Origin of the sequence: Methylobacterium sp. BE186, assembly GCF_031457035.1 — a bacterium.
GTDB lineage: Bacteria > Pseudomonadota > Alphaproteobacteria > Rhizobiales > Beijerinckiaceae > Methylobacterium > Methylobacterium segetis.
On the sequence record NZ_JAVDVV010000002.1, the window covers coordinates 1 to 21,386 of the forward strand.

General features: G+C 62.2%; 19 protein-coding genes, 3 pseudogenes and 2 other annotated features. Of the genes and pseudogenes, 12 read left to right on the forward strand and 10 right to left on the reverse strand.

The window, feature by feature from the left end:
• The 3 genes and pseudogenes from J2X36_RS02115 to J2X36_RS02125 all read right to left on the reverse strand — a co-directional run.
• Positions 1-137, reverse strand: a pseudogene (locus tag J2X36_RS02115) (DNA-binding response regulator); the annotation flags it as partial.
• 137 nt (positions 138-274) lie between these two features.
• Entirely contained in the window at positions 275-490 is a 216-nt protein-coding gene (locus J2X36_RS02120; RefSeq protein ID WP_132254891.1) for a hypothetical protein, read from the reverse strand.
• A 446-nt stretch (positions 491-936) separates the two neighbouring features.
• Positions 937-2,241 (reverse strand): DUF3616 domain-containing protein, encoded by a 1,305-nt coding sequence (locus J2X36_RS02125; protein WP_310345597.1) that lies wholly within the window; start codon positions 2,239-2,241, stop codon positions 937-939.
• Positions 2,242-2,289: 48 nt separating this feature from the next.
• Here J2X36_RS02125 and J2X36_RS02130 point away from each other — a divergent pair, with 48 nt between their 5' ends.
• On the forward strand, positions 2,290-2,421 hold the full coding sequence (locus J2X36_RS02130) for a hypothetical protein (RefSeq protein ID WP_281024576.1): 132 nt from the start codon (positions 2,290-2,292) through the stop codon (positions 2,419-2,421).
• Positions 2,422-3,451: 1,030 nt separating this feature from the next.
• Here J2X36_RS02130 and J2X36_RS02135 read toward each other — a convergent pair.
• Complete coding sequence (locus J2X36_RS02135; protein WP_310346571.1) at positions 3,452-3,793, reverse strand: hypothetical protein; 342 nt, start codon at positions 3,791-3,793, stop codon at positions 3,452-3,454.
• A gap of 97 nt (positions 3,794-3,890) precedes the next feature.
• Positions 3,891-4,037, reverse strand: a complete 147-nt coding sequence (locus tag J2X36_RS02140) for a hypothetical protein (RefSeq protein WP_310345602.1) — start codon at positions 4,035-4,037, stop codon at positions 3,891-3,893.
• Positions 4,038-4,589: 552 nt separating this feature from the next.
• On the opposite strand from J2X36_RS02140, the gene J2X36_RS02145 reads away from it, so the two are divergent.
• From J2X36_RS02145 to J2X36_RS02175, 7 genes are all read left to right on the forward strand, one after another.
• Positions 4,590-5,651, forward strand: a complete 1,062-nt coding sequence (locus tag J2X36_RS02145; protein ID WP_310345605.1) for a patatin-like phospholipase family protein — start codon at positions 4,590-4,592, stop codon at positions 5,649-5,651.
• Between the two features lie 515 nt (positions 5,652-6,166).
• The gene (locus J2X36_RS02150) at positions 6,167-7,939 is read left to right on the forward strand and encodes a type I secretion system permease/ATPase (RefSeq protein ID WP_310345607.1); all 1,773 of its coding nucleotides are present in this window, start codon (positions 6,167-6,169) and stop codon (positions 7,937-7,939) included.
• Between the two features lie 449 nt (positions 7,940-8,388).
• Positions 8,389-9,303, forward strand: a complete 915-nt coding sequence (locus tag J2X36_RS02155) for a calcium-binding protein (protein WP_132254896.1) — start codon at positions 8,389-8,391, stop codon at positions 9,301-9,303.
• Positions 9,304-9,629: 326 nt separating this feature from the next.
• Positions 9,630-9,755, forward strand: coding sequence for a hypothetical protein (locus J2X36_RS02160; protein WP_310345612.1), 126 nt, complete (start codon positions 9,630-9,632; stop codon positions 9,753-9,755).
• 22 nt (positions 9,756-9,777) lie between these two features.
• A complete protein-coding gene (locus J2X36_RS02165) occupies positions 9,778-9,993 on the forward strand; it encodes a hypothetical protein (RefSeq protein ID WP_132254897.1) in 216 nt (71 codons plus the stop codon).
• 210 nt (positions 9,994-10,203) lie between these two features.
• Entirely contained in the window at positions 10,204-11,562 is a 1,359-nt protein-coding gene (locus tag J2X36_RS02170) for an HlyD family type I secretion periplasmic adaptor subunit (protein WP_310345615.1), read from the forward strand.
• Between the two features lie 86 nt (positions 11,563-11,648).
• Positions 11,649-11,819, forward strand: a complete 171-nt coding sequence (locus J2X36_RS02175; RefSeq protein WP_310345618.1) for a hypothetical protein — start codon at positions 11,649-11,651, stop codon at positions 11,817-11,819.
• An 83-nt stretch (positions 11,820-11,902) separates the two neighbouring features.
• Here the strand turns inward: J2X36_RS02175 and J2X36_RS02180 are convergent, their stop codons facing one another.
• Positions 11,903-12,412 carry a cyclic nucleotide-binding domain-containing protein gene (locus J2X36_RS02180; RefSeq protein ID WP_132254899.1) on the reverse strand — a complete coding sequence of 170 codons (510 nt, stop codon included), beginning with the start codon at positions 12,410-12,412 and terminating at the stop codon, positions 11,903-11,905.
• Between the two features lie 268 nt (positions 12,413-12,680).
• Here J2X36_RS02180 and J2X36_RS02185 point away from each other — a divergent pair.
• Positions 12,681-13,221: pseudogene (locus tag J2X36_RS02185) on the forward strand (IS5 family transposase); the annotation flags it as partial.
• Between the two features lie 38 nt (positions 13,222-13,259).
• Here the strand turns inward: J2X36_RS02185 and J2X36_RS02190 are convergent.
• Positions 13,260-14,488 (reverse strand): IS3 family transposase gene (locus J2X36_RS02190; protein WP_310345623.1). Its coding sequence is split into 2 segments (ribosomal slippage): positions 13,260-14,200 and positions 14,200-14,488, totalling 1,230 coding nucleotides; the frame shifts between segments, so codons are not numbered across the junction.
• Positions 14,091-14,207, reverse strand: a sequence feature (AL1L pseudoknot). Its footprint overlaps the gene before it by 117 nt.
• A gap of 372 nt (positions 14,489-14,860) precedes the next feature.
• Here J2X36_RS02190 and J2X36_RS02195 point away from each other — a divergent pair.
• From J2X36_RS02195 to J2X36_RS02205, 3 genes are read left to right on the forward strand one after another with little or no spacing between them, the layout of a single operon-like run.
• On the forward strand, positions 14,861-16,588 hold the full coding sequence (locus tag J2X36_RS02195; RefSeq protein WP_310345627.1) for a sensor domain-containing diguanylate cyclase: 1,728 nt from the start codon (positions 14,861-14,863) through the stop codon (positions 16,586-16,588).
• 38 nt (positions 16,589-16,626) lie between these two features.
• Positions 16,627-16,896 carry a hypothetical protein gene (locus tag J2X36_RS02200; protein WP_310345631.1) on the forward strand — a complete coding sequence of 90 codons (270 nt, stop codon included), beginning with the start codon at positions 16,627-16,629 and terminating at the stop codon, positions 16,894-16,896.
• 4 nt (positions 16,897-16,900) lie between these two features.
• Positions 16,901-17,155, forward strand: coding sequence for a hypothetical protein (locus J2X36_RS02205; protein WP_310345634.1), 255 nt, complete (start codon positions 16,901-16,903; stop codon positions 17,153-17,155).
• Here J2X36_RS02205 and J2X36_RS02210 read toward each other — a convergent pair.
• From J2X36_RS02210 to J2X36_RS02220, 3 genes and pseudogenes are all read right to left on the reverse strand, one after another.
• Positions 17,137-18,364, reverse strand: a pseudogene (locus tag J2X36_RS02210) (IS3 family transposase). The gene J2X36_RS02205 and the pseudogene J2X36_RS02210 overlap by 19 nt on opposite strands.
• Positions 17,968-18,084, reverse strand: a sequence feature (AL1L pseudoknot). It overlaps the preceding pseudogene by 117 nt.
• 136 nt (positions 18,365-18,500) lie before the next feature.
• Entirely contained in the window at positions 18,501-18,755 is a 255-nt protein-coding gene (locus J2X36_RS02215; protein WP_310345637.1) for a DUF6894 family protein, read from the reverse strand.
• Positions 18,756-20,524: 1,769 nt separating this feature from the next.
• Positions 20,525-21,253, reverse strand: a complete 729-nt coding sequence (locus tag J2X36_RS02220) for a hypothetical protein (protein WP_310345640.1) — start codon at positions 21,251-21,253, stop codon at positions 20,525-20,527.
• Positions 21,254-21,386: the final 133 nt, after the last annotated feature.

Here is a 21,386-nt window from a genome sequence, read left to right on the forward strand (position 1 = left end):
TCGTAATCGTAGAGCTTGCCGAGATCGACGCCCTCCTCACCGAGATCGGTGGTGTAGGTGTTGAAGTTCTCGGACTTGAGCATCAGCTCGATGCTGGCCGCGACGGACGCATCATCTTCGACAAGCAATACGCGCATCACGGCACCTCGGTGAGGCGCTGATCATATTCCGTCATGGATACTGGATTGTTAATGGCAACGAGCGCCGCCCGTTCTCTGCTAGGGACGGCGACGCTCGAGCGGCCGTCACAACGCTGTGAGCAGGTTGATGAGCGTTACCGCAGTGTGCTGATCGTCTTGTAGTGCTCCGCACCGGCCAGGGCCCGCAGCTTGATCGCCTTCACCCGGTGATGCCGAACGTGACGGAGCAGTTCCTGAGCGGTTTCTGGTCCGCCTTCCTGCCGCTGGCGAGCGGCGCTAGCTGCCAGTTCGTTTGCGATCGCCTCAGCAATGCAGGCAGCGGCTATGCGGTTGGGCGGCTTCCGGCTCATGGCGTTCTCGCGTGGCAGCGACGGCCATGATCGTCTGCCGGATCCTCTAACGACTCGTTAACCATGCGCTCTGCATAGGTGCTGTCCGACGACTGGCGAGAGGAAGGGGCGACCGCGGATGTACCGGCGCCCCTTCTTCAAGCGAGAGCCACTCAGGCCTGAGAGACGGTGGTTCGGCAGGGCGGCGTATGGACGTCCTTGAACTCCTCGCCCTCTCAGCGGCTGCCATTGGCTCGCTGTTCAGCATCGGCATGCTCATTGTCGTGATCTGAGTTGCAAGCTCGATCCCGCAGGTCCGCGCGACGGAAGTCGGCCATTGTGAGCCGTTCGTAATGGGGTTGCTGGCCCGGAAGCAGACGCTCCGAGGAGCTGCGTGGATGCGAGGAGATTCTCCGGCGTCGCCGTCCGCATCGCTATAATGTGGGTGTAGCACTGGCAGAAGGCACCTACCTGCGCTCGTAGAGCCGAGGACCGCCATTTCTGAGGCCATCGAACAGAATGAGGAAACGCCTCGCTTCACCATCCAGTGGCAGGATGCCTTCCGCCTTCGCTCGATCGTCCCGGCCCACCGAGACATCCTCCAGCGTGGTCAGAAGCTCCGGGCGAGCCTGAGACTTCAGCTCGATAGCGTAGACCCGGAACGGGATGTCGGGTTGCTGGAGCGTCGGCCCCGACAGGATGAGCAGGCGTCCGTCGTCGAGCGCGGCGAGGTCGCGGATCCCGACACCTTCGCCGAGTTCGATCTCGATGCGCTCGCCCCTCGCGCCGGAGGGCGCATCGCCGGACGCGAAGAGTCCATCCGCCCGGACCGCAAAGACGAAGGCCTTGCCGCTGATTGAGGGCGCCCGCAGGCCGAAGAAGAGGTGATCGCCGATCGCCGCGACGCCCTCGATGTTCAGTCCGTCGTGCTCCTTGTCGAGATCACGTCCGTAATGTGGGCCGACGACCGGATCCCGCCGCAGGATTTCGCTCAGCCGCCACGTGGTCTCGACCGAGCCAAAGTCGTTGCTAGACGGGACGCCATCCGGATCGACGCGCAGGCGGGCCAGCACGAAGGCGGACTTGACCGCGGTGCGGTCCTTGCGGGCGCAGCCGTGCGAGCCCACGACGTAGAAGTAGGGAGCCGCGTAGGCCACGCCCTCGCCGTCGAGATCCTTGAAGCCGCCCTTGCCCTGCGAGCAGCCGAGGCGCTTCGGCTTCCTGCCGTGGATTGTGCGCCTCCTCTCCTTGTCGATGAGAAAGACCAGATCGCCGCCCTGCAGCCGCTCCTCGTCGAGCCTCGCGAGTTGGGCGTAGGTATCCTGGTCGTTGACCACGAGGCAGGAGCGGCGTCCTTGCGCATCTGGCGGCAGGCAGGCGATTCCGCTGACGTCGTGCGCCGGCTCGAGACCGTCCTTGCCGTCGCTCCTGAGCCCCTTGGCCGCGAGCTCCGATCCTGTATAGGTGAGGCTCTCAGAGACGGCGGGCATGGCTGCGAGAAGCCCCAGCAGGGCGAACGCGGTCGCGGACATCGGGCGCAGCGTCATTCGGGCAGTCTCCTCCTGCTGTGCGGCGCCGGCGAGGGCTCCCGCCTGGCTGCATCGTCTGAGGTCGCCGATCAGGATTGAGAACTCGTTCCGCCAACCCGTCAGTTTGTTCGCAATGGTCGCTGCATCGAGGCGTGCTTCTACGTCCCTCATCGCTACTCCAAGGCCTCTTCTTCCCTCCCAGTGAGCGGTGGCTTTCGGTCGGCTTCCAAATTCGCGTGCCATAGCTGGTCAAACCGTGGCATCATGGCCTCGCTACCTTGGAGGTTGGTCATGGCCTCAGAGAAGAAGCGCGGAAACCGCGAGGCTAAGAAGCCGAAGAAGCTGACGCCGAAGACGATTGCGGCTGCACCATCCTCGAAGGACATGGTCAGCGCCGCCGTTAAATCGGCCAGTCGGAAATAGGCAGCGGGTCCACTTCGCGAACCCGACGGCTGCGGCCGACGAGGTGCGCCCCGGCGCCTGTAAAACACAGTCCGGTTTTCGTCTGGCCGTACGGCCAAGTGGCTGGCTGAAAATGCGCGTGTCGACCGAACCGCATCGAAGCCCGGCCGCCGGGGAGATCTCCTCGTGCAACTCAGCTTCAGAGCAACCGCCGGTGCAGTGCGGAGCGGTGCTCCGGTAATCGTTGCGGGTGCCGGAGTTCAGCTGCCCCACGGCGTAGGAGACCACGTTGTACCGGTTGAAGAAGACGAGCCGTCCGCCGACTCGATGCAGCCGAGTCCAGGGTAGGTGCGCTCTATCACTCCCGCGGATGTGAACGCGTTGTCGGGCTCCGCCTCAAAGGCGGCGATAACAGCACGCTGGATCTTGCCGGCCGCGGGGCTCATGAGCGTTTCCTTCTCTGCAGCGCTTCGCTTGGAGAACTCTCCTTGCCCGAGCTGCGGAGGGCACTGCGGGATCAGGGCAAGGCGCAGACCGTTGTCTACCCATCAGCTGGTCGCAAGCCAGCTCGGCCTCAGCCCGCACCACGAGGCGAGGCTGTTGTCTGCGTGTGTCTTCAGCGGCGCCGGCTGCGAGGAGGTCGCATGATGAGGACAGCTGCAATCCTGATCGCGTTCAGCGCAGCCGTCAGCACAGCGCAGGCAGCGCCACTTGGACACCGACAGCCGACGCCTGAGTCACTGGGAGCCGCGGGCGCACCAGCAAGCCCACCCGTGGCGAACGCGCCGGGTCAGGGTGCGAGCAAGGCTGCTCGAGAGACGGCCGAAGCGACAAAGCGCAATGACGCTGCGCGCACAGCACGGGACAAGCGGTGGGACGCTCACACGAAGCGGGCCATGGGCGGCATCTGCCGGGGCTGCTGAGCAGGTGAGGAGTACGACAGGACCACCCGCCGCATCACCATTCTGAGGGCCAGCATTCGGCTCGCGCCGCTCCTATGTGCGCTGTGAACGCTCGCACTCACGCCCGCCTATGCCGCCTCGGTGACGGGTCAACGTCGCTCGCCCCGCAGCACCAGACGCAGCGAGCGGGCAAGCTCGTCACGGCGGTAAGGCTTGTTGAGCACCGGCATCTCACCCTGGGCTATCGCCTGATCTTCGTCGAGGTTCCCGGTGCGCAGGTACCACGCCGCACGGTTAAGGAGGCGATGGGCGTTCACGAACTGCCGCTCGTGCGCGCGGCCCATGATCCGCAGGACGCTGGCTATCGTGAGCCGACCAGGGGCGAGGATCGCGCAGCTCAATAGAACCTGAGCGTGGCGCCACGAGCGGCGGACGAATAGGGGCGCGAACGCCAGGATGATCCCGGCGAAGCGAGTCGGCAGTACCGGCATGGCGGTGTCTCTTGGCGGGGACGCCACCACCCTAACCGTCAGCCTGCTTCGTCACCTTGCCCCGCTTGCCAGCCCGTCGCATTGGCCAAAGTCGAACTCAGACGAAGTGACGGAACACGACCTCAACCACCTCGGTCTTCGGGGTGGTTTCATCGTCGGCACTGATCTCGGGGCGTGCCATGTCGACCGGGATGAGGACGGTGATCAAGGCCAGCAGCCGGCGAATCGAACGAAGAGCGGACATACGAACCTCAGTGGCTTGGTCAGGAGCGGTGTGCCAGATCTGGCAGCAACTGGGCATTGCCGAGCGGCGGCATGCCCCCTCCGCACTCATCAAACTGTGATGTGCCTCACGCACGCCGCAGAGGTCGTGCTACTCCATGGGCGTTCTCCTCGACCGCCCGGACTTGTAGATCCCCGGGTGTCGGTCGGCCGCGTGAGCGTCAGCGAGGGCAGCATCGAGCTTATGCCGCTGCGCTTACGCCCCGTTTCGGGATTTCTGCAGATGTCCCATGATTGCGCTTATGCTACCGCCCCTCGCGGCGCAGCGCCCCTCGTCGCGCTCGCGCTCGATTTCTGAGAGCCGGATCAGCAGCGCCTCGACCTCGGACTGCAAATCTCCGGCGCCAACGGCCATTTCGACGCAATGATCCTGAGCCTCCGCAAGCTGGGGTGTCGCTCGGCGTTCGGGGTCAGGTTGCAATTGCGGTAGCAAGGCACTCGATAGACACTGCGCCTCCGCTGATGTTCCGGTGACGATGCCCCGGTGTCCGATCCCCGAAGAGGAGCTCCTGGCATGGCCGAGCGCTTGGAAGCGGGTCGGCTGGCGGCCAGCAGCGGCAGTGATGGAGTAAAGTCTGTCAATCTCGCCCTTCAGGGCGGTGGAACTCACGGTGCTTTCGCTTGGGGCGTTCTCGACCGCCTGCTCGAAGAAGATGGTCTCGCCATTGAGGGCATCAGTGCAACAAGCGCCGGGGCGATGAATGCTGCGGTTCTCGCATATGGATTGACGGTCGGGGGGCGAAAAGGCGCGCGGCAAGCCCTCGACACGTTCTGGCGAGGGATCGCGCAAGCAGCGCTGTTCAGCCCTCTTCAGCCCTCGCCATGGGACCGGTTCTTCGGCAACTACGGACTTGAGACATCGCTCGCCTTTCCGTTCTTCGATGCCCTGACGCGCATCATCTCGCCGTACCAGTCCAATCCTCTGAATTATAACCCGCTCCGGCAGGTGCTGGAGAACAGCATCGACTTTGCCGAGTTGCGGCGCTGTTCCGCCGTCAAGCTCTTCCTCTCAGCCACCAATGTGCGGACAGGCAAGGTCCGGGTCTTCGGCTCTGGTGAAATCAGCGCCGATGCGGTTCTGGCCTCGGCGTGCCTGCCATTCCTGTTTCAAGCCGTCGAGATCGATGGTGAGCACTATTGGGATGGCGGCTACATGGGCAATCCCGCTGTCTTTCCGCTCATTTACGAGTGCGACTGCACGGATGTCGTCCTTGTGCACATCAATCCGATCTATCGCCCGGAGGTGCCTATCACCGCGCCGGAGATCATGAACCGGATCAACGAGATCAGCTTCAACTCATCGCTGATGCGCGAGATGCGTGCGATCAGCTTCGTCAACAGGCTAATCGAAAATGGTATCCTGCGTGGCAATGAGATGAAGCTGCTGCGCATTCACGCAATCGATGCCGAGGACGTCATGCAGACATTCGGCGTCGCCTCGAAGCTCAACGCGGACTTGGATTTCCTGCTTCACTTGCACGGAGTCGGGCGGGCACGGGCAGAGGCGTGGCTCGCATGCGAGTTCGCGGAGGTTGGTCAGCGTTCGACCGTCGATCTGCAAGCCAAGTACCTCTGATACACGGAAGGTCTCGGGCGTGCCCATCGCCGGCATCAAGTCGCCTCAGTCCGCATCGCCGAAGCGAACTTCCGCCGACTGAACATTATGATCTGCCCTGCACGCGAACGCTCACCACGAGATGAACTCACAGGCGCCGAGTTGCGTCGCATGATGTGCTGCGCAAGGGGTTCCTTGCTCGTCTTGCATTTAGAGCTTGTGCTCTCACTCAGCGAGCCATTCTCCAAAGTGTGATTTGCCTCACATTCACAGGAACCAAGAGCGCGTACAAACAACTCGCCATGACAATCCTACTGAAGCGCTTCAGCTCACCGCTGGAGCGCTTTTTTCTTGCTCAACATTTGGCCCTGCGCGAGCTGAGCGTGAGCCGGATCACAGAAGGTGGCTGCTGGGGCTCTACAAATCCTGATGCTTCCTTGGACTTTCGATCGGCGGGAGGCCGCAGCACAAGCTGAAGAAGCCCTCGCCGACGACGTTCTTCCTGGCTCAACCCACCCAGCATGGAGTGATGCACAATGAAGTCCGCATCTCACGAAATCGGCGCTGTGCTCTCCAGCTGTCGCTCCGGATTTATCAGCGTGGCTGTCACCAGCGGTTTGGTGAACGTGCTCTATCTGACCGGCTCTCTCTTCATGCTGGTCGTCTACGACCGCGTCCTCCCCAGCCGGTCAATCCCCTCCCTGGTTGGCCTCGTGCTGCTGGCTCTGATGCTCTACGCCTTTCAGGGCATGCTGGAGGCTATGCGCGGCCGGATGCTCGCCCGGATCGCCGCCGCTCTCGACGATTTCCTGAGCCCGCATGTCTTCAAGCAGATGGTGTACGGCCCACGCGAGGGCGCGCCTGCAGGCAGCCGATATCTGCCCATGCAGGACCTCGATCAGTTGCGCGCCTTCCTTTCAGGCTCTGCGCCGGCCGCACTCTGCGATCTGCCCTGGATGCCGATCTACTTCGGCGTCTGTTTTCTCTTCCATCCCCTTATCGGAGTGACGGCAGTCGGCGGCGCTCTGTTCCTCTTCCTGATCACCATGCTGGCTGACCGGCTCACGCGCCGCCCCCTGAAGGTGGTGAGCGAGCACGCCATGCAGCGTAGCGCTGTGACAGAGGCCGGTTGCCGCAACTCCGACCTCCTCATTGCCATGGGCATGCAGACGCACTTCGCAGCCCGCTGGAACGCGGCGAACCACAACTTCCTCCTCGCTCAACAGCGTGTGTCGGATATCTCCGGCGCCGTTGGTGCTATCTCCAAGGTGTCGCGCATGGCACTCCAGTCCGGTGTGCTCGCCATCAGCGCCTACCTCGTCATCACCGGTGACGGCAGCACGGGTGTTCTCCTCGCCTCGTCCCTTCTCCTGGGACGCGCTCTGGCTCCGCTCGACTCGACCATCGCGAACTGGAAGACCGTTGTAGCCGCGCAGCAGGCCTGGAAGCGCCTGGGCGAGGTTTCTGCCAAGGCAGCTCCGCCGAGCCGAAGCGGGGTGCTGTCTGTGCCATCACGCTTCTTGAAGGTCGCGGGTGTCAGCATCGCTCCGCCTGGTGCACAGCGTCTGACCGTCAAAAACGTGAGCTTCGCTCTCAAAGCTGGGCAAGCGGTCGCAGTCATAGGGCCGAGCGGATGCGGCAAGTCGACGTTGATCCGTGGTCTTCTGGGAGTATGGTCAATTCATCAAGGCGCCATTCAGCTCGATGGCATCCCATTCGAGCAATGGGCCAAGGCCGATATTGGCCGGTATGTTGGATATCTACCCCAGGAAGTCGCCCTCTTCGCTGGAACGATTGCTCAGAACATCGCCCGCTTCTCACCCGACGCAAGTCCAGAGGCGGTCGAGAAGGCAGCGAAGGCTGCCGGTATCCACGAGTTCATCCAGGCAATGCCCGAAGGCTACGAAACCGAGCTTGGTGAAGGCGGAGTCGGGCTGTCCGGCGGACAGCGGCAGCGGGTAGGGCTGGCGCGCGCGCTGTACGGTGAGCCCTTCCTGGTCGTGCTCGATGAGCCGAATGCGAACCTCGACAATGAGGGCGATGCGGCTCTCACACAGGCTATTCTCGGTGTGCGGGCTCGAGGCGGTGTGGTGATCCTCGTGGCGCATCGGATGAGCGCACTCGCTGGGGTGGATCTAGTCCTGAGCATGAACGGCGGCCAAGTTCATTCCTTCGGCCGTAAGGATGAGGTTCTGCAGAAGCTCCGTGGAACGGGCGCCACGAATGGTGTTGCCACCAAGAAGCCAGCTCAGCCGCCGTCCGCTTCAACAGCCAGCCACTCTGCAGAAGCTGTGAAGAAGAGTGCTTAGAACAAATACCACTCTTTCTTTCAATTACAACAAAATTTAATCTAATAACAAGCCTTGTTCCTGAAACATGCAGCCCGCGCAGCACTCACGCTGCGCGGGTTTATTCATATTGACGTGCCTATCTGCGTCTCGGCAGGCTTGCCAGTGCCCTGGGCGTCCGAGTTGATGACGGGTGCGTGTGAGGACGTGCCCACCTGCCCAGCACCTGCAAGGCACTGCCGCAACGCGCTGCTGCGACGAAGTCTGCGCGAGCATGATCAGCACCTCTCCGCACAAAGCAGCAATGGTCAAGCTTATGCTCGCAGCAGCACCGTCTTTTTATCCTTTACCCGGGTTGAGGGCATGTCTGGACCATACGTGATTTAGGTCACAGAAAGATAATCTGGGATGCATCAAAAACAACTCGCCGATCAGAAAGACGGCGACATCAGATTAGAGGGAATACGGATATGGCTACGTTCATCGGAGACAACAACCCCGACATCGTGCGCGTGGGCATCGAGAGCTCGAACGATGCGGACTTCATCGACACCCAGGGCGGAATTGACGTCATTGACGCCGGCGGTGGCGACGACGTCGTGTTCGCTGGTGAAGGCGATGACCGCGTGAAAGCGGGCGCTGGCAATGACTTCGTTCAGGCCGGTGAAGGCAACGACCTTGTTGATGGCGGTGAAGGCGACGATGAGGTGTTTGGTGAGGGCGGCAACGACACCTTGAGCGGTGGCACTGGTAAGGACACCCTTAACGGCGGTGAGGGTAATGACAAGATCGACGGCGGTGACGGCGACGATACCCTCGATGGCGGCGCGGGTGCCGACAACATGCTCGGCGGCGCTGGCAACGACACCATGACCGGTGGCGAGGGCAACGATGAGCTGCGTGGTCAGCAGGGCGATGACGTCATCAGCGGCGGCGCCGGGAATGATGTCCTGCACGGTGGGCCGGGCAACGACAAGCTCGACGGCGGCGAGGGCAACGATGAGCTGGTTGGCGGCCCGGGCGTCGATGAGCTGCGTGGCGGAGCGGGTGCGGACAACTTCTTCGCTGGCGGCGAGACGGGCGACGTCATCCACTTCGGAGCTCAGGATGGGGCGCAGGACGACGCGTTTGTCGACCTGACCCAGCTCACCAACGGTGAGACCCTGGTGATCAAGGATTTCGAAGCTGGCGACCGACTGTTCTTCAATGCGGACAATGCCATCTCCAACACGCAGTTCGCTAACATCCAAGGCGGTGGCGGAGCGGATACGATCCTCACGCTGAACAACGGCGCGCACGTGATCCTCGAAGACTTCGCGGGCGGCCTCGTCGACGGCACCAACGTCATCGATCAGGCTGGCGTGACGTTCGGCAACCTCGCCTAACGATCAGTCCCTGCATCTTGGAAACCTGAGGGGCGGCTTCGGCCGCCCTTCTTTTTTAGGCATGTCGCGAACACCGGCGATGGGCTGCAGAGATCAGCGGAAGTGCTTCCGCTCGGGCGAGGTCATCGAGGAAGGCTCGAGCCGGACCGCCGGAGCACCGCCACAGAACCTCAGGGGGCACTCCGAACGGCCGGACGTCACCCCCACTGCGGCTGAGGAGCGCTCATGTACGAGCACGTAGGCCACGGACACGGCTTCGTGAGGCGCGTCACAGTCACCGTTCTCCAACGGTGAGAAAGTCGGGACCAGAACAGCAGGAGGCCCCGATGACCCTCATCGTTCTCGATCCCCGAACCGGTACGCAGGTGATGATCGTGGTGCCGATCAAGGCGTCAGAGCCGCGGGCAACACCCGCAGCAATCCTCAGCCATCCTCGCTTCGCTCACGCCTAAGCACAGTCAAGGATTGACCCCGATGGAAGTCGAAGCCCTCGATCGCCCCGCCGCTCTCAAGGTGTGGCATGCCGTGGCCGAGCGTTTCTTGCCGGCCGAGCCGGAGCGTTTCGCAAGCCTGCGCGAGGCGATCGCCGCGGCTGCGGCTGCCCTTGTCGAACCCGAACGGCAGCCTTGGATCGTCACGGAAGACGGCGATCTGATGTCTCCGAATTGGATCCGCTCCCGATTGAACTGACCTTACCGGAGGGATCAGGACCGCGGGTACCGTGTCTGTGTGACCGGGCTCACAGAACCCCTCTGGCGCTGATTTAAAAGATCTCTATCCACTCGGAGCAGGCATCTTCCGCTCAAGATCATCTCTGATCTTCCGATACCTCCTCCGCCGCGACCCTGTTCGCCCAGCTGCCAACCGGCGTCATAGCCGCCTCCAGCAGGAGAGTGTCCGATGCCCACCACCATTCCGGCGAATTTCCCGCCTCTCTCAACCGGCGAACGGCATCACCGGAGCGCTTCACCCGGCGCCGCGGTCCGCCACCAGGTTCGCCTGACGGCCCTCATCATTGCCGTCCTCGTGGGGGGCGTGGGCGGGTGGGCGAGCTTCACGAAAATCAGCGGCGCGGTCATCACGAATGGCCAACTCGTCGTCGACAGCGACGTCAAGAAGGTTCAGCACCCAGTCGGCGGCATCGTCGGCGAGCTGCGGGTGAAGGAGGGCCAGCGCGTCAAGGCGGGCGACATCCTGATCCGCCTCGACGAGACACAGCCTCGATCCAGTCTCGACATCGTCCTGCGGGCCCTGGATGTGTTGGCTGCCCGCCGCGCCCGCGAGGAGGCCGAGCGCGACGGTGACATCAGCATAGCATTTCCCTCTGACCTTCAGGCACGGGTTGCTTCCGACCCGGCAGTGGCGATGCTCCTCGACAGCGAGACGCGCCTGTTCCTCTCTCGAGCGAAGGCGCGCAACGGTCAGAAGAGCCAGCTCCGCGAGCGCATTGCACAATTTGAACAGGAGATCGCCGGGCTGACGGAGCAGGTCACGGCGAAGACGAAGGAGATCGCCGCGGTCACGATGGAGCTGAAGGGCATCCGCGAGCTCTGGCAGAAGAACCTCGTCCAGATCTCGCGCCTGACGAATCTGGAGCGCGAGGCGGCGCGCCTCGAGGGCGACCGCGGCAAACTGCTCGCAGGGCTCGCAGGCTCCAGAGTCAAGATCAACGAGGTCGAGCTGCAGATCATGCAGGTCGACCAGGACATGCGGAACGAGGTCAACAAGGACCTCACCGACATTCGCGCCAAATGGTCCGAATACGAGGAGAAGCAGACGGCGGCCCTCGACCTCCTGCGCCGCACGGATCTGCGCGCGCCGCAGGACGGCATCGTCCACCAGATGACAGCGCATACGGTAGGCGGGCTCATCACACCGAGCGAGCCTGCGATGCTGATCGTGCCTGAGGCCGACGAACTCACCGTCGAGGTGAAGATCGAACCGAAGGATATCGATCACGTCCGGGTCGCTCAGGACGCGATCCTGCACTTCACGGCCTTCAGCCAGCGGACTACGCCCGAGATCAACGGTAAGGTGGATCGGGTTGCAGCCGACGTGGCCCAGGATCCGAAGACCGGGGTGTTCTTCTACAAGGCGCGCATCCGAGTTCCGGAGGCTGAGCGCGCGCGGTTAGGCGAAGTCCAACTGGTGCCCGGCATGCCGGTAGAGGCTTTTCTGCAAACCGGCGAGCGCACTGTGCTATCCTACCTCACGAAGCCGCTTGCTGAGCAGGTCGCGAAAGCGTGGCGAGAACATTAGAACGCGTGCTGGCGGGCACACGGGCCGGCAAGTGGGCGAGTCCGCCGTATCGCATAGCGTGCTTCCGGGAATCCTGAGGCGCACGGTTGGCGGTGTCGCTTGCCTACAAGACGGCGTGCGCCGATCTGATGGAGCACACTACCGGGGATCAAGGCTCGCCGCAGCCGTTCGCCCGGCTGGGCGTTGAGGAAGCGCCCGACCTTTATGAGGCGTTCAGCCTTTGCTCGCGTGATGATTGGGATCCCGAGGCAAGCTGAGCTACCTCGACGCAGATTCTTGATCGACAGCAGTCAATGCACCGGCAAAACGGTGCTGCCGCTCTGAAGTCCGTGGCCGGTTCTCACTCCTCACGACGCAGGCAAGTCCGCGTCGTTGAAACGCGTGCAGCGTTGGCAAGCTCGGCAAATCGGTCATCCGCTCGGCGAAGCCGCCGGCAGAGCTCGCGGTTGATATTCTGCATCACCATCGCGTAAGCGTAGATGTCAGCCTTGTAGTACGAGTATAGGCTTCGGGCTGTGAGCTCGTACAGCACGAGCGGGCTCTCTGCGACGAGGGTGGCTGATCGGTTTTGAACTCCGATCAGCGTCATTTCACCGAAAAAATCGCCTGGGCCGAGACGATTGAGATCGATCGCGCACCCAGAAGCTCCCAGCTTGCTCACCACGATCTCTCCGGAATGGACGATATACATAGAACGGCCTGGTTCTCCCTCTGTTACCACAGTAGCGCCTGCCTCGAAGTGGCGTTCGACTAGCATCGAGATCAAGAGGTCGAGACTCGAGCCTGAGAGGCCACCGAAGAAAGGTGTATCGATCAAGAACGCCCTCAGCTCGGGCGAACTGACAGCCATCAGCCTATTACACTCCCGCGCCCGGAACTCGGGCGCCTCGCATCTTTGTAGTCCCTCCGTCCGTGCGCAACTTTTTTTGCACGTGCGGCATGAGCGCGACCGGAACGTTCGGTAGACGACCAATGGTCGTCCAAAATCCACCGTGAGGGGACGATCGGCAGGTGCGGCGTTCCAAAAGGGCTTACCCTAGGTAGGAACTCATACAAACAATTGCTGTTGTTCGCGTTTTCTTCCTGAGTTTGGGGTTTCCCGCGGAGGCAGAGTGGTGATGGCACGGCTGTTCTGGCTCTCCGATGAAGCCTGGGCCCGGATCGAACCTCACTTGCCTCACGGCCAACCGGGCAAGCCGCGTGGATGATCGGCGGGTGATCAGCGGCATCCTGCATGTGCTGAAGATTGGCTGCCGCTGGCAGGACGCGCCTTCTGCCTACGGTCCGCACACCACGATCTACATTCGCTACAATCGATGGTCGCAGCGCGGTATCCGGCAGAGCCTGTTTGCCAAGATTGCTGCCGCAGGCCCTGTCCCAGACGAGCTGATGCTCGACGCTTCCGACGTGAAGGCTCATCGATCGGCCGCAGGCGGAAAGGGGGCCTGGAGCCAAGCAATCGGCCGTTCGCGAGGCGGCTTCACGAGCAAAATCCCTTGCTTGGCCGATGGTCGTGGCGGACCGGTTGCGCTCGCCCTGACCCCGGGCAATGTAGCCGACATCCGCATGGCGTTGCCTCTGCTGCGCGCCATCGTTCCGCCCAAGCGCCTGATCGAGCGCCTATTCGGCCATCTCAAGACCTGGCGGCGCGTCGCAACTGAACCGCTCCGGGTTTTCCGGAGGCCGTTTGGTTTGGGTCAGGCAGCCAAGGCTTGCACCTCGGCTTGTGCATAGTAGCGCGCTTCAGCCTCGGCGGGAGGGATGTGGCCGATGGGTTCAAGCAGCCGACGGTGATTGAACCAGTCGACCCATTCGAGCGTAGCGTACTCGACCGCCTCGAAGGTGCGCCACGGCCCGCGCCGATGGATCACCTCGGCCTTGAACAGCCCGATCACCGTTTCGGCCAGAGCATTATCGTAGCTGTCCCCGACGCCTCCGACGGAAGGCTCTATGCCAGCCTCGGCCAAGCGCTCGGTGTAGCGAATGCTCACGTATTGCGACCCGCGATCCGAGTGACAGACGAGCCCGCTGCCGGCGAAGGGCCGACGTTGATGAAGGGCCTGCTCCAGGGCGTCGAGCACGAAGTCCGCCCGGGCCGAGCGCGACACCCGCCAGCCCACGATCCGGCGGGCGAAGACGTCGATCACGAAAGCCGCGTAGACGAAGCCGCCCCAGGTCGCGACGTAGGTGAAATCCGCCACCCATAGCCTGTTCGGGCATTCGGCCTTGAACTGGCGGTTGACCCGGTCGAGCGGGCAGGAGGCGGCCGGATCGGGAACGGTGGTGCGGACCTTGCGCCCGCGCACCACCCCGGCCAAGCCCATCGTCCGCATCAGGCGCGCGACCGTGCAGCGCGCGACCGCGATCCCCTCGCGGGCCAGTTGCCGCCCCACCTTGCGCACGCCGTAGACGCGGAAGTTCGCCTCGTACACGCGCCGGATCTCGGCCATGAGCACGGCATCCCGCTTGGCTCGAGCCGGCAGTCTGCCGGGATCGGCCCGCCGCGCGGCATGAGCGTGGTACGTCGACGGGGCGATCGGCAGCACCCTGCAGATCGGCTCGACCCCGTAGGTGGCGCGGTGCTCGTCGATGAAGGCGATCATGACCGGGACCGGCGGTCGAGTTCCGCCTGAGCAAAATACGCCGACGCCTTCCTCAGGATCTCGTTGGCCTGCCGGAGCTCGCGGTTCTCCCGCTCCAGCGCCTTGATCCGCTCGCGCTCGTCCGTGGTCGGCCCGGCTCGTACGCCGCCGTCACGTTCGGCTTGGCGAACCCAGTTGCGCAGCGTCTCACCCGAGCAGCCGATCTTGGCCGCGATCGATTGGATCGCCGCCCACTGTGAACCGTGTTCGCTCTCATGCTCTCGAACCAGCCGGACTGCCCGCTCGCGAACCTCAGGGGAGAAGGGTGGAATATGCTTCGTCATGGCTCCAGTCTCTCAAGAGTTGGAGCCTCCGAAAATCCCGGCGCGGTTCACAACACGCTACGACCGCTTGGCGTGCAACTCCTTGGCCGCCGTCGCCCTCGCCGCCTGTGTCCTCGCTTGGACCTGAATGAGTCCCCTACCTAGTGGCCCAAACCCGACACTTGGAACCCACAGCGAGGGGCTGCTTGCGACCCGTTGCAGAAGCGCGGAACGTCCGCTTGTAGGTTGCTTAGTGAGGCAGGGATCTACAGCCGGAACGGGTGGTTATGCGGCTGCCGCCGAATCGTGCAAGGAGCGAGTTGTTTACGTATAAATTTTACGCGCCGTCATGAACTGAGCCGCATAATCCTCCTGGGTCGAGGATCGTTCAAGATGTTCAAGCGGCTCGCGGACCGCGTTTCATTGCGCCGTCAGATCAGTTTGCTCGCCGGCTCCATCGGTCTCGCGATCGTCGGCGTGACCACGATCGGGTCTGCGCTGCTGGCGCGCGGGCAGGCCACCGATATGGCGCATAACGCCCTCCTTCAGGTTGCCCAGTCGATGGCTGATCGGCTCGATCAGGACATGGCCGAGCGTCTACGGGAGATCCGCAACGTCGGGGCGCTTGAGCCGCTGCAGCCCCACTGGCTTGAGAATACCGGCAGCCTTCGCAAAGTGTTGGAAACGATCCAGAGGTCGCTGCCGGATTACGCCTGGATCGGGTTTGCCGATCGCGATGGCCGGGTGCGTGCCGCCACAGGCGGCCTTCTTGAAGGGGCGAGCGTCAGCCAGCGGCCCTGGTTCAACGATGGCATCAAGCAAGCCGCAGTCGAAGACGTGCACGCGGCGGCCTTGCTGGAATCCAAGCTTCCTCCCAACAGCGACGGGATGCCGTTCCGGTTCGTGGATGTAGCGGTCCCGATCGCCGATGCCTCGGGCCACATCGTCGGTGTTCTCGGAGCTCACCTCAGTTGGAGATGGGCCGACATCGTCCGGCGCGAAGTCCTGTCGTCTCGCAGGCCTGAGCTGAAGGAGGATGTCGTCGTCCTCGATCGCGCCGGCCGGGTCCTGCTCGGATCCAACCCTGGAGCGACCCCGTACACCGCCGCGGATCTCGCATCCGGCCATTTCATCGTCCACAGTGCTGAAGGCGATCGGCTCGCCGCGGCCGCCGCCACCCGCGGACGAGGCGACTACCCGGGCCTGGGCTGGATCGTCGTTGCGCTGCAGCCGGTCGACACGGCACTGGCCGGGGCGAACCGTCTGACCGCCTTGATCCTCCTGCTCGGGCTCGCCACGGCTGTACTCGGCGTTGTCGCAATCTGGTGGGCCGCGGCACGGCTGACCCGGCCCTTGGCGCAGCTGACGGGAGCCCTCGACCGCATCGGCCGCGAGCCGAATGCGAGGATGACGCGCCATGTGCACGGCTCGCCCGAGGTTCTGCGCCTGTCTGCCTCGGTGAGATCTCTGCTGAGGCGCATCGGCACCGCCGAGGCGGAGGCGCGCCTCGTCGAAGCGGAGGCCTCACAGGCGGTTCATGCCGCTCAGGATCGCGTCAGACGTCTCGGCGCCGATCTGCACGCGATGCAGGTTCTGGCCGAAACGGACGCGTTGACAGGCCTGCTCAACCGGCGCGCGTTCCTGCCCTTGGCCAACGACGCGATGAGCTACTTCAAGCGCTACCGGCGTTCGATCTGCATCCTGATGATCGACATCGATCACTTCAAAGGCGTCAACGACCTGTACGGCCACGCTGCGGGCGACGAGGTCATCCGCCAGGTTGGACGCATCATCAGCGAGGCGATCCGGACGACCGACAAGGTCGCGCGGTTCGGTGGCGAGGAGTTTGTGGTTCTGCTCCGCGAGACCGATCTGAAAGGCGCGGCCCTCTTCGCGGATCGGATCCGCCAGACGGTGGCAAACACCGTGTTCGAGCCCGAAGGGCCATGCCTCAGGTCGACGATCAGCATTGGCATGGCCGAGGCTGAGTTCACCGATGGTGACATCGACCACACGATCGAACGGGCAGACTGCGCCCTCTATGCGGCCAAGTCCGACGGGCGCAACTGCGTGCGATCGTTTGCGGCGACAGCGTCGCCAAGTCTCCGGGCGGCCGCATAGTTGTCTCTCGGCAGCATGATGCTGATCTGGCTGCGCCTATGACCGACCCCAACCGCTTCGTACCGCCCTGGCGCGTCGTCGAACTTGAGGGCGCCTACCGCATCGAGGATGCGAACGGCCTCGCTATCGGGCACCTGTTCTTCACCGAGGATCCTGACCAGATCGCCCACACCGGTCGCCTGTCGAAAGACGAGGCGCGGCTCGCTGCGGCAAGAGTCGTTGAGATCTCAGACTTCGAGCTTGCCCTGAAACAGCTTCGTGCGGAGCACGGCGCGGTGCAGTCCGCCGCGCGTCAGGCGAAGCGGTGAGGCCATGCGCGCGATCGGCAGAGGTCCGTCGGTCCCGCGCCGCCCCCGCAACCCGCGCCGGAGCTGCGACCTGGAGGGCCTGGAATGCGAGCCGGCCACGGTCGCCAACGCGCGCCAGAACGGAGCCCGCGGCATAACCGTGAAGTGCGCCTGCAATCATGAGGCGTTGATCCTGTTCGAGCGGCTCTGCCCCGACGAGACTGAACCGCACCGGGTTTCCCGGAGGCTGTTTGGTTTGGATCAGGCGGCCAAGGCTTGAACCTCGACCTCTGCATAGTAGCGCGCTTCCGCCTCGGCGGGAGGCACGTTGCCGATCGGTTTGAGCAGCCGTCGGTGATTGAACCAATCGACCCAATCGAGCGTGGCGTACTCGACAGCCTCGAAGGATCACCACGGCCCGCGCCGGTGGATGACCTCGGCCTTGAACAGGCCGATCACCGTCTCGGCCAGAGCATTATCGTACGAGTCCCCGACGCTACCGACAGAAGGCTCGATGCCCGCCTCGGCGACGCGCTCGGTGTAGCGGATGCTCACGTATTGCGATCCGCGATCCGAGTGACAGACGAGGCCGCTGCCGGCGAAGGGGCGGCGCTCGTGCAGGGCCTGCTCCAAGGCATCGAGCACGAAGTCCGCCCGGGCTTGATGCGATACCCGCCACCCGACGATCCGACGGGCGAAGACGTCGATCAAGAAAGCCGCATAGACGAAGCCGCCCGAGGTCGCGATGTAGGTGAAATCCGCCACCCACAGCCTATTCGGGCATTCGGCCTTGAACTGCCGATTGACCCGGTCGAGCGGGCAAGCCGCCTTTGGATCGGGAACGGTGGTGCGGACCCTGCGCCCTCGGACGACGCCGACCAAGCCTGTCGCCCGCATCAGCCGGGCCACCGTGCAGCGCGCCACCGCGATCCCCTCGCGGGCGAGTTGCCGCCACACCTTCCGGACCCCGTAGACGCCGAAATTGGCCGCGTGCACACGCCGGATCTCGGCCGTCAGCGCCGCGTCCCGCTTGGCCCGGGCCGGCAGCCTGCCGGGATCGGCCCGCCGCGCGGCATGGGCGTAATACGTCGACGGGGCGATCGGCAGCACCTTGCAGATCGGCTCGACCCCGTAGGTCTGACGGTGCTCGTCGATGAAGGCGATTATGACCAGAACCGGCGGTCGAGCTCCGCCTGGGCAAAATACGCCGACGCCTTCCTCAGGATCTCGTTGGCTTGCCGGAGCTCACGGTTCTCCCGCTCCAGCGCCTTGATCCGCTCGCGCTCGTCCGTGGCCGGCCCAGCCCGAACGCCCTTGTCGCGCTCGGCCTGTCGGACCCAGTTGCGCAGCGTCTCGCCCGAGTAGCCGATCTTGGCCGCGATCGAGCGGATCGCGCCGTACTGCGAGTCGTGCTCACCCTGATGCCCAGCACCATCCGCACCGCACGCTCGCGGAACTCAGGGGAAAACGGTGGGGTTCGCTTCGTCATGGCTCCATCCTCGCAAGAGTTAGGGCCTCCGGGAAACCCGGTGCGGTTCAGTAGGCGACCCAGAACCGGCTTGGACTGGCGGACAGGCTGTGCTGACGAAGAGCGCGCGGAAGCCTGAGGCCGGCAACGCCACGCATTAGCCCATCGCGGGAGGTCTACCATCTGGGCCGGTCGGCATCGGCACAAGAGCCAGCACGGTCCCATGCACGTCTAGGACGGCAACGTTCCAGTGCTGGGGATCGCGGCCACCAGCATCCCGTTCGCTGATGATCCTGTGCCAGATCCCGATCGCGTGGGTCCGGGCCGCATCCATGTCGGGAAGATCGACGCCCTTGTGATCCCGAGTGACGTCATCACCGTCGTGCAGCACGTCGAAGAAGTACCAGGGCATGGGCGTTCTCGTCGGCAGAGATGTTCTGCCGGCGTCAACGCATGATCTGGCGTGGAGTGCTCGCTCGATTACCGCGGCTTCCTCAACCTCGGCCGCGCAGGCGGTGACGTGGGAGACGCAGTCCGGAAAGCGCCTAAGAGGAGACAATCTGAAGAGCACGGCGGCCTCTCTCGTGGTCGCCGCAGTCCCAGTCGGGATACGTGGGGTGAGTCATGGGAAAGTTATTACCGAGAGGCAAGACCCTCATCCACCTGCATGTCAACGTCACCAATGCCACACAAAACTGGCGCGCTTGATCGAAAAGCAATAATGAATCATCTCAAATACTTTTTCGATAAATCTCATTTGTCTATGTTCATAATATAAATACAGAAATATAATTGTTCGACATCCGACGCATCAATCTATATCATTGTACATCAAATCTAATCAGAAGCTTGTCATAGATGATTTTGAAAATATTTACAGCTGGTCTAATTCTGTCGACAAGCGCAGTATATGCACAGACGCTCGGAGAAACACGGTCGGGTGGCCGAACTGTCCAAGATCCAGGAGGCAGAACCGGGACATATTATCCTTCTCGCCCGAACTATGGGCCACCCATGAATACAACCAGTGGATACGATCCGCACCGGAGCAGCATCTCGGGCAAAGCAGACGAGAGCAGCGGCGGGCCCAAGCGTGACTTTGGAGTAATGCCGGCAAACTAACTTGGCTCTTTTAGGACCGGGGCGCCCTTTCGAGTTTGGCGCCCGGGCCGACATGATTATCACACCAGCAGCATGTTAGCGCCTCTCTTACGTTGCTCGCTGGAGTTATTTGCAGGTGCAATCTCCAATCTTCTTTCCTGCCTCCTGGCTTTCACATAGGCCTGCGCAAAACTCGCGATTAATTTGCGTGTCCATTTCGTCCAAAGCCATGCCAGGACCGGGTCCAGCGCCAGGTCGATAGTTCGTCACCGGCTGAGTCGCAACACATTTTAGGTACGAGACTATGCCTTGTGATTTTTTAAGCTCATCACATGTTGATAGAGACTCAGCTTGCGCCCTGCTGGCAATCAGAATTGAGATGATAATCAGTAATGAAGAGAGTCGCATGGCTACATTCATCTAACGGGAAATTTGCTCAAGCCCGCATTTGCTGCCGCGCTGCAATCTCCTCCAAAATTGCTGAGGTTAGCGAGAGCATAAGCATATGCTAGGGTCGCACACACGTAGGTTCGCGAGCATTCGTTGAACGCGCTCAGTTGGCTGGTTACTGCCCGCCCTCGAGAGCAGGAGGAGGCAAGTTCCGCCATATCGGCGCGTCCTGAGCCACCGCTCTGGATGGAACTCAATAGATCTGCAGACTCGCCGCATTGAATAGCATTGGCGGCCATTTGCGACATATTTGCACGCATGCTTGACGCACAAGATTGTGCGTGTGCTGAGTTCGAAAAAGACAGCACACACACAATTGCAGCCGAAATCAATACTCGCATTTTGGTCTCCGCGTTGAAGATTCAAACACTAGTATTTTAATTGGTTTTAGACAAGTGGCGCTCGCAAGATATGTATTTATTTGCTCAAAAACGCAATTCTGCGGCGACTTGCGTCGTAAGGAAATTATAAAATTTACTCGCAGCGTATTCAAAAGACTTCTATCTTAGATTTATATCCATTCTCTATTAGTTTATAAAGAATACCTAACTGGGTCATGAGCTAATGACAATCTTTTGTGCTGGCGCCTACCTGCGGCCAAACTCTCTCGTTGCTTGAAGCAAGCGCGAATCAGAGGCTTCGCCACGGCTTGGCTTCAGTGGGACGGTCCGCCAGCAGGTCCAGAAGAGCGGCGACGATGAGGGTGGCGATCGAACCACCAGTGACCCAGTCGAGTTGCTCATCACCGCGCTCAAGCCGAACCCGAACTTCCTCACGCGTCACTTGAGCAGTAAACCCCCAATCTGGAAGCACATTATTGAGAAGGCGGACAGCTTCCTCGTAGGAAGTGAGGAATGCGCCAAGGCGAAGGCTATGCACGGTTATGTAATAGTATTTCTTGAACTCTTCCGGTTGCGGCCTTTGACGAGAATCGGGGCTATGCCCTTCGTCATTCAAAAATATTACTTGAGTTGTTAAAGCCATTCGCGCGCCTCTGGATTCAATCAGAGGCTCAAATAGAGCATCGACGATCTCATCGGCCGCTTCAACCTGCCGCCAGCGATAGTGATATTTGTCGAGGAGACGTCCGCGTAGTGCTTTCAGGCGAGATGGATCTATGATTCTGGGATCCGGCGGCCTTTCTGGATAGTGGTGACCCCAATATGGGGCGAGCTTCGCATCGACCGCGGCCTGATCACGCTCGAAATCTTTGTCGGCAATGCGCTCAGATCTGCGGCTCACGTCGAGGAGTTGAGTCAGCCATTCTGGTAAAGGCATCGAGCCTGGGCTCCCTTTGCGATCAATTCCTAAAGCGCTCGTCCAAGCATAGCCGCGTTGCATCAAAATATGAGTGGTCAAGCTGTCGTGTGGCCTCGGTCGGGCATGGGCGCCCTTCGCATTCAACAGCGCAACTGCTTCTGGCCACGACCGCTTGGTCGCCGCGATCGTTTTGACGTTCTCCGCCTAGAAATAAAAGCGATAAGCCCCGCGA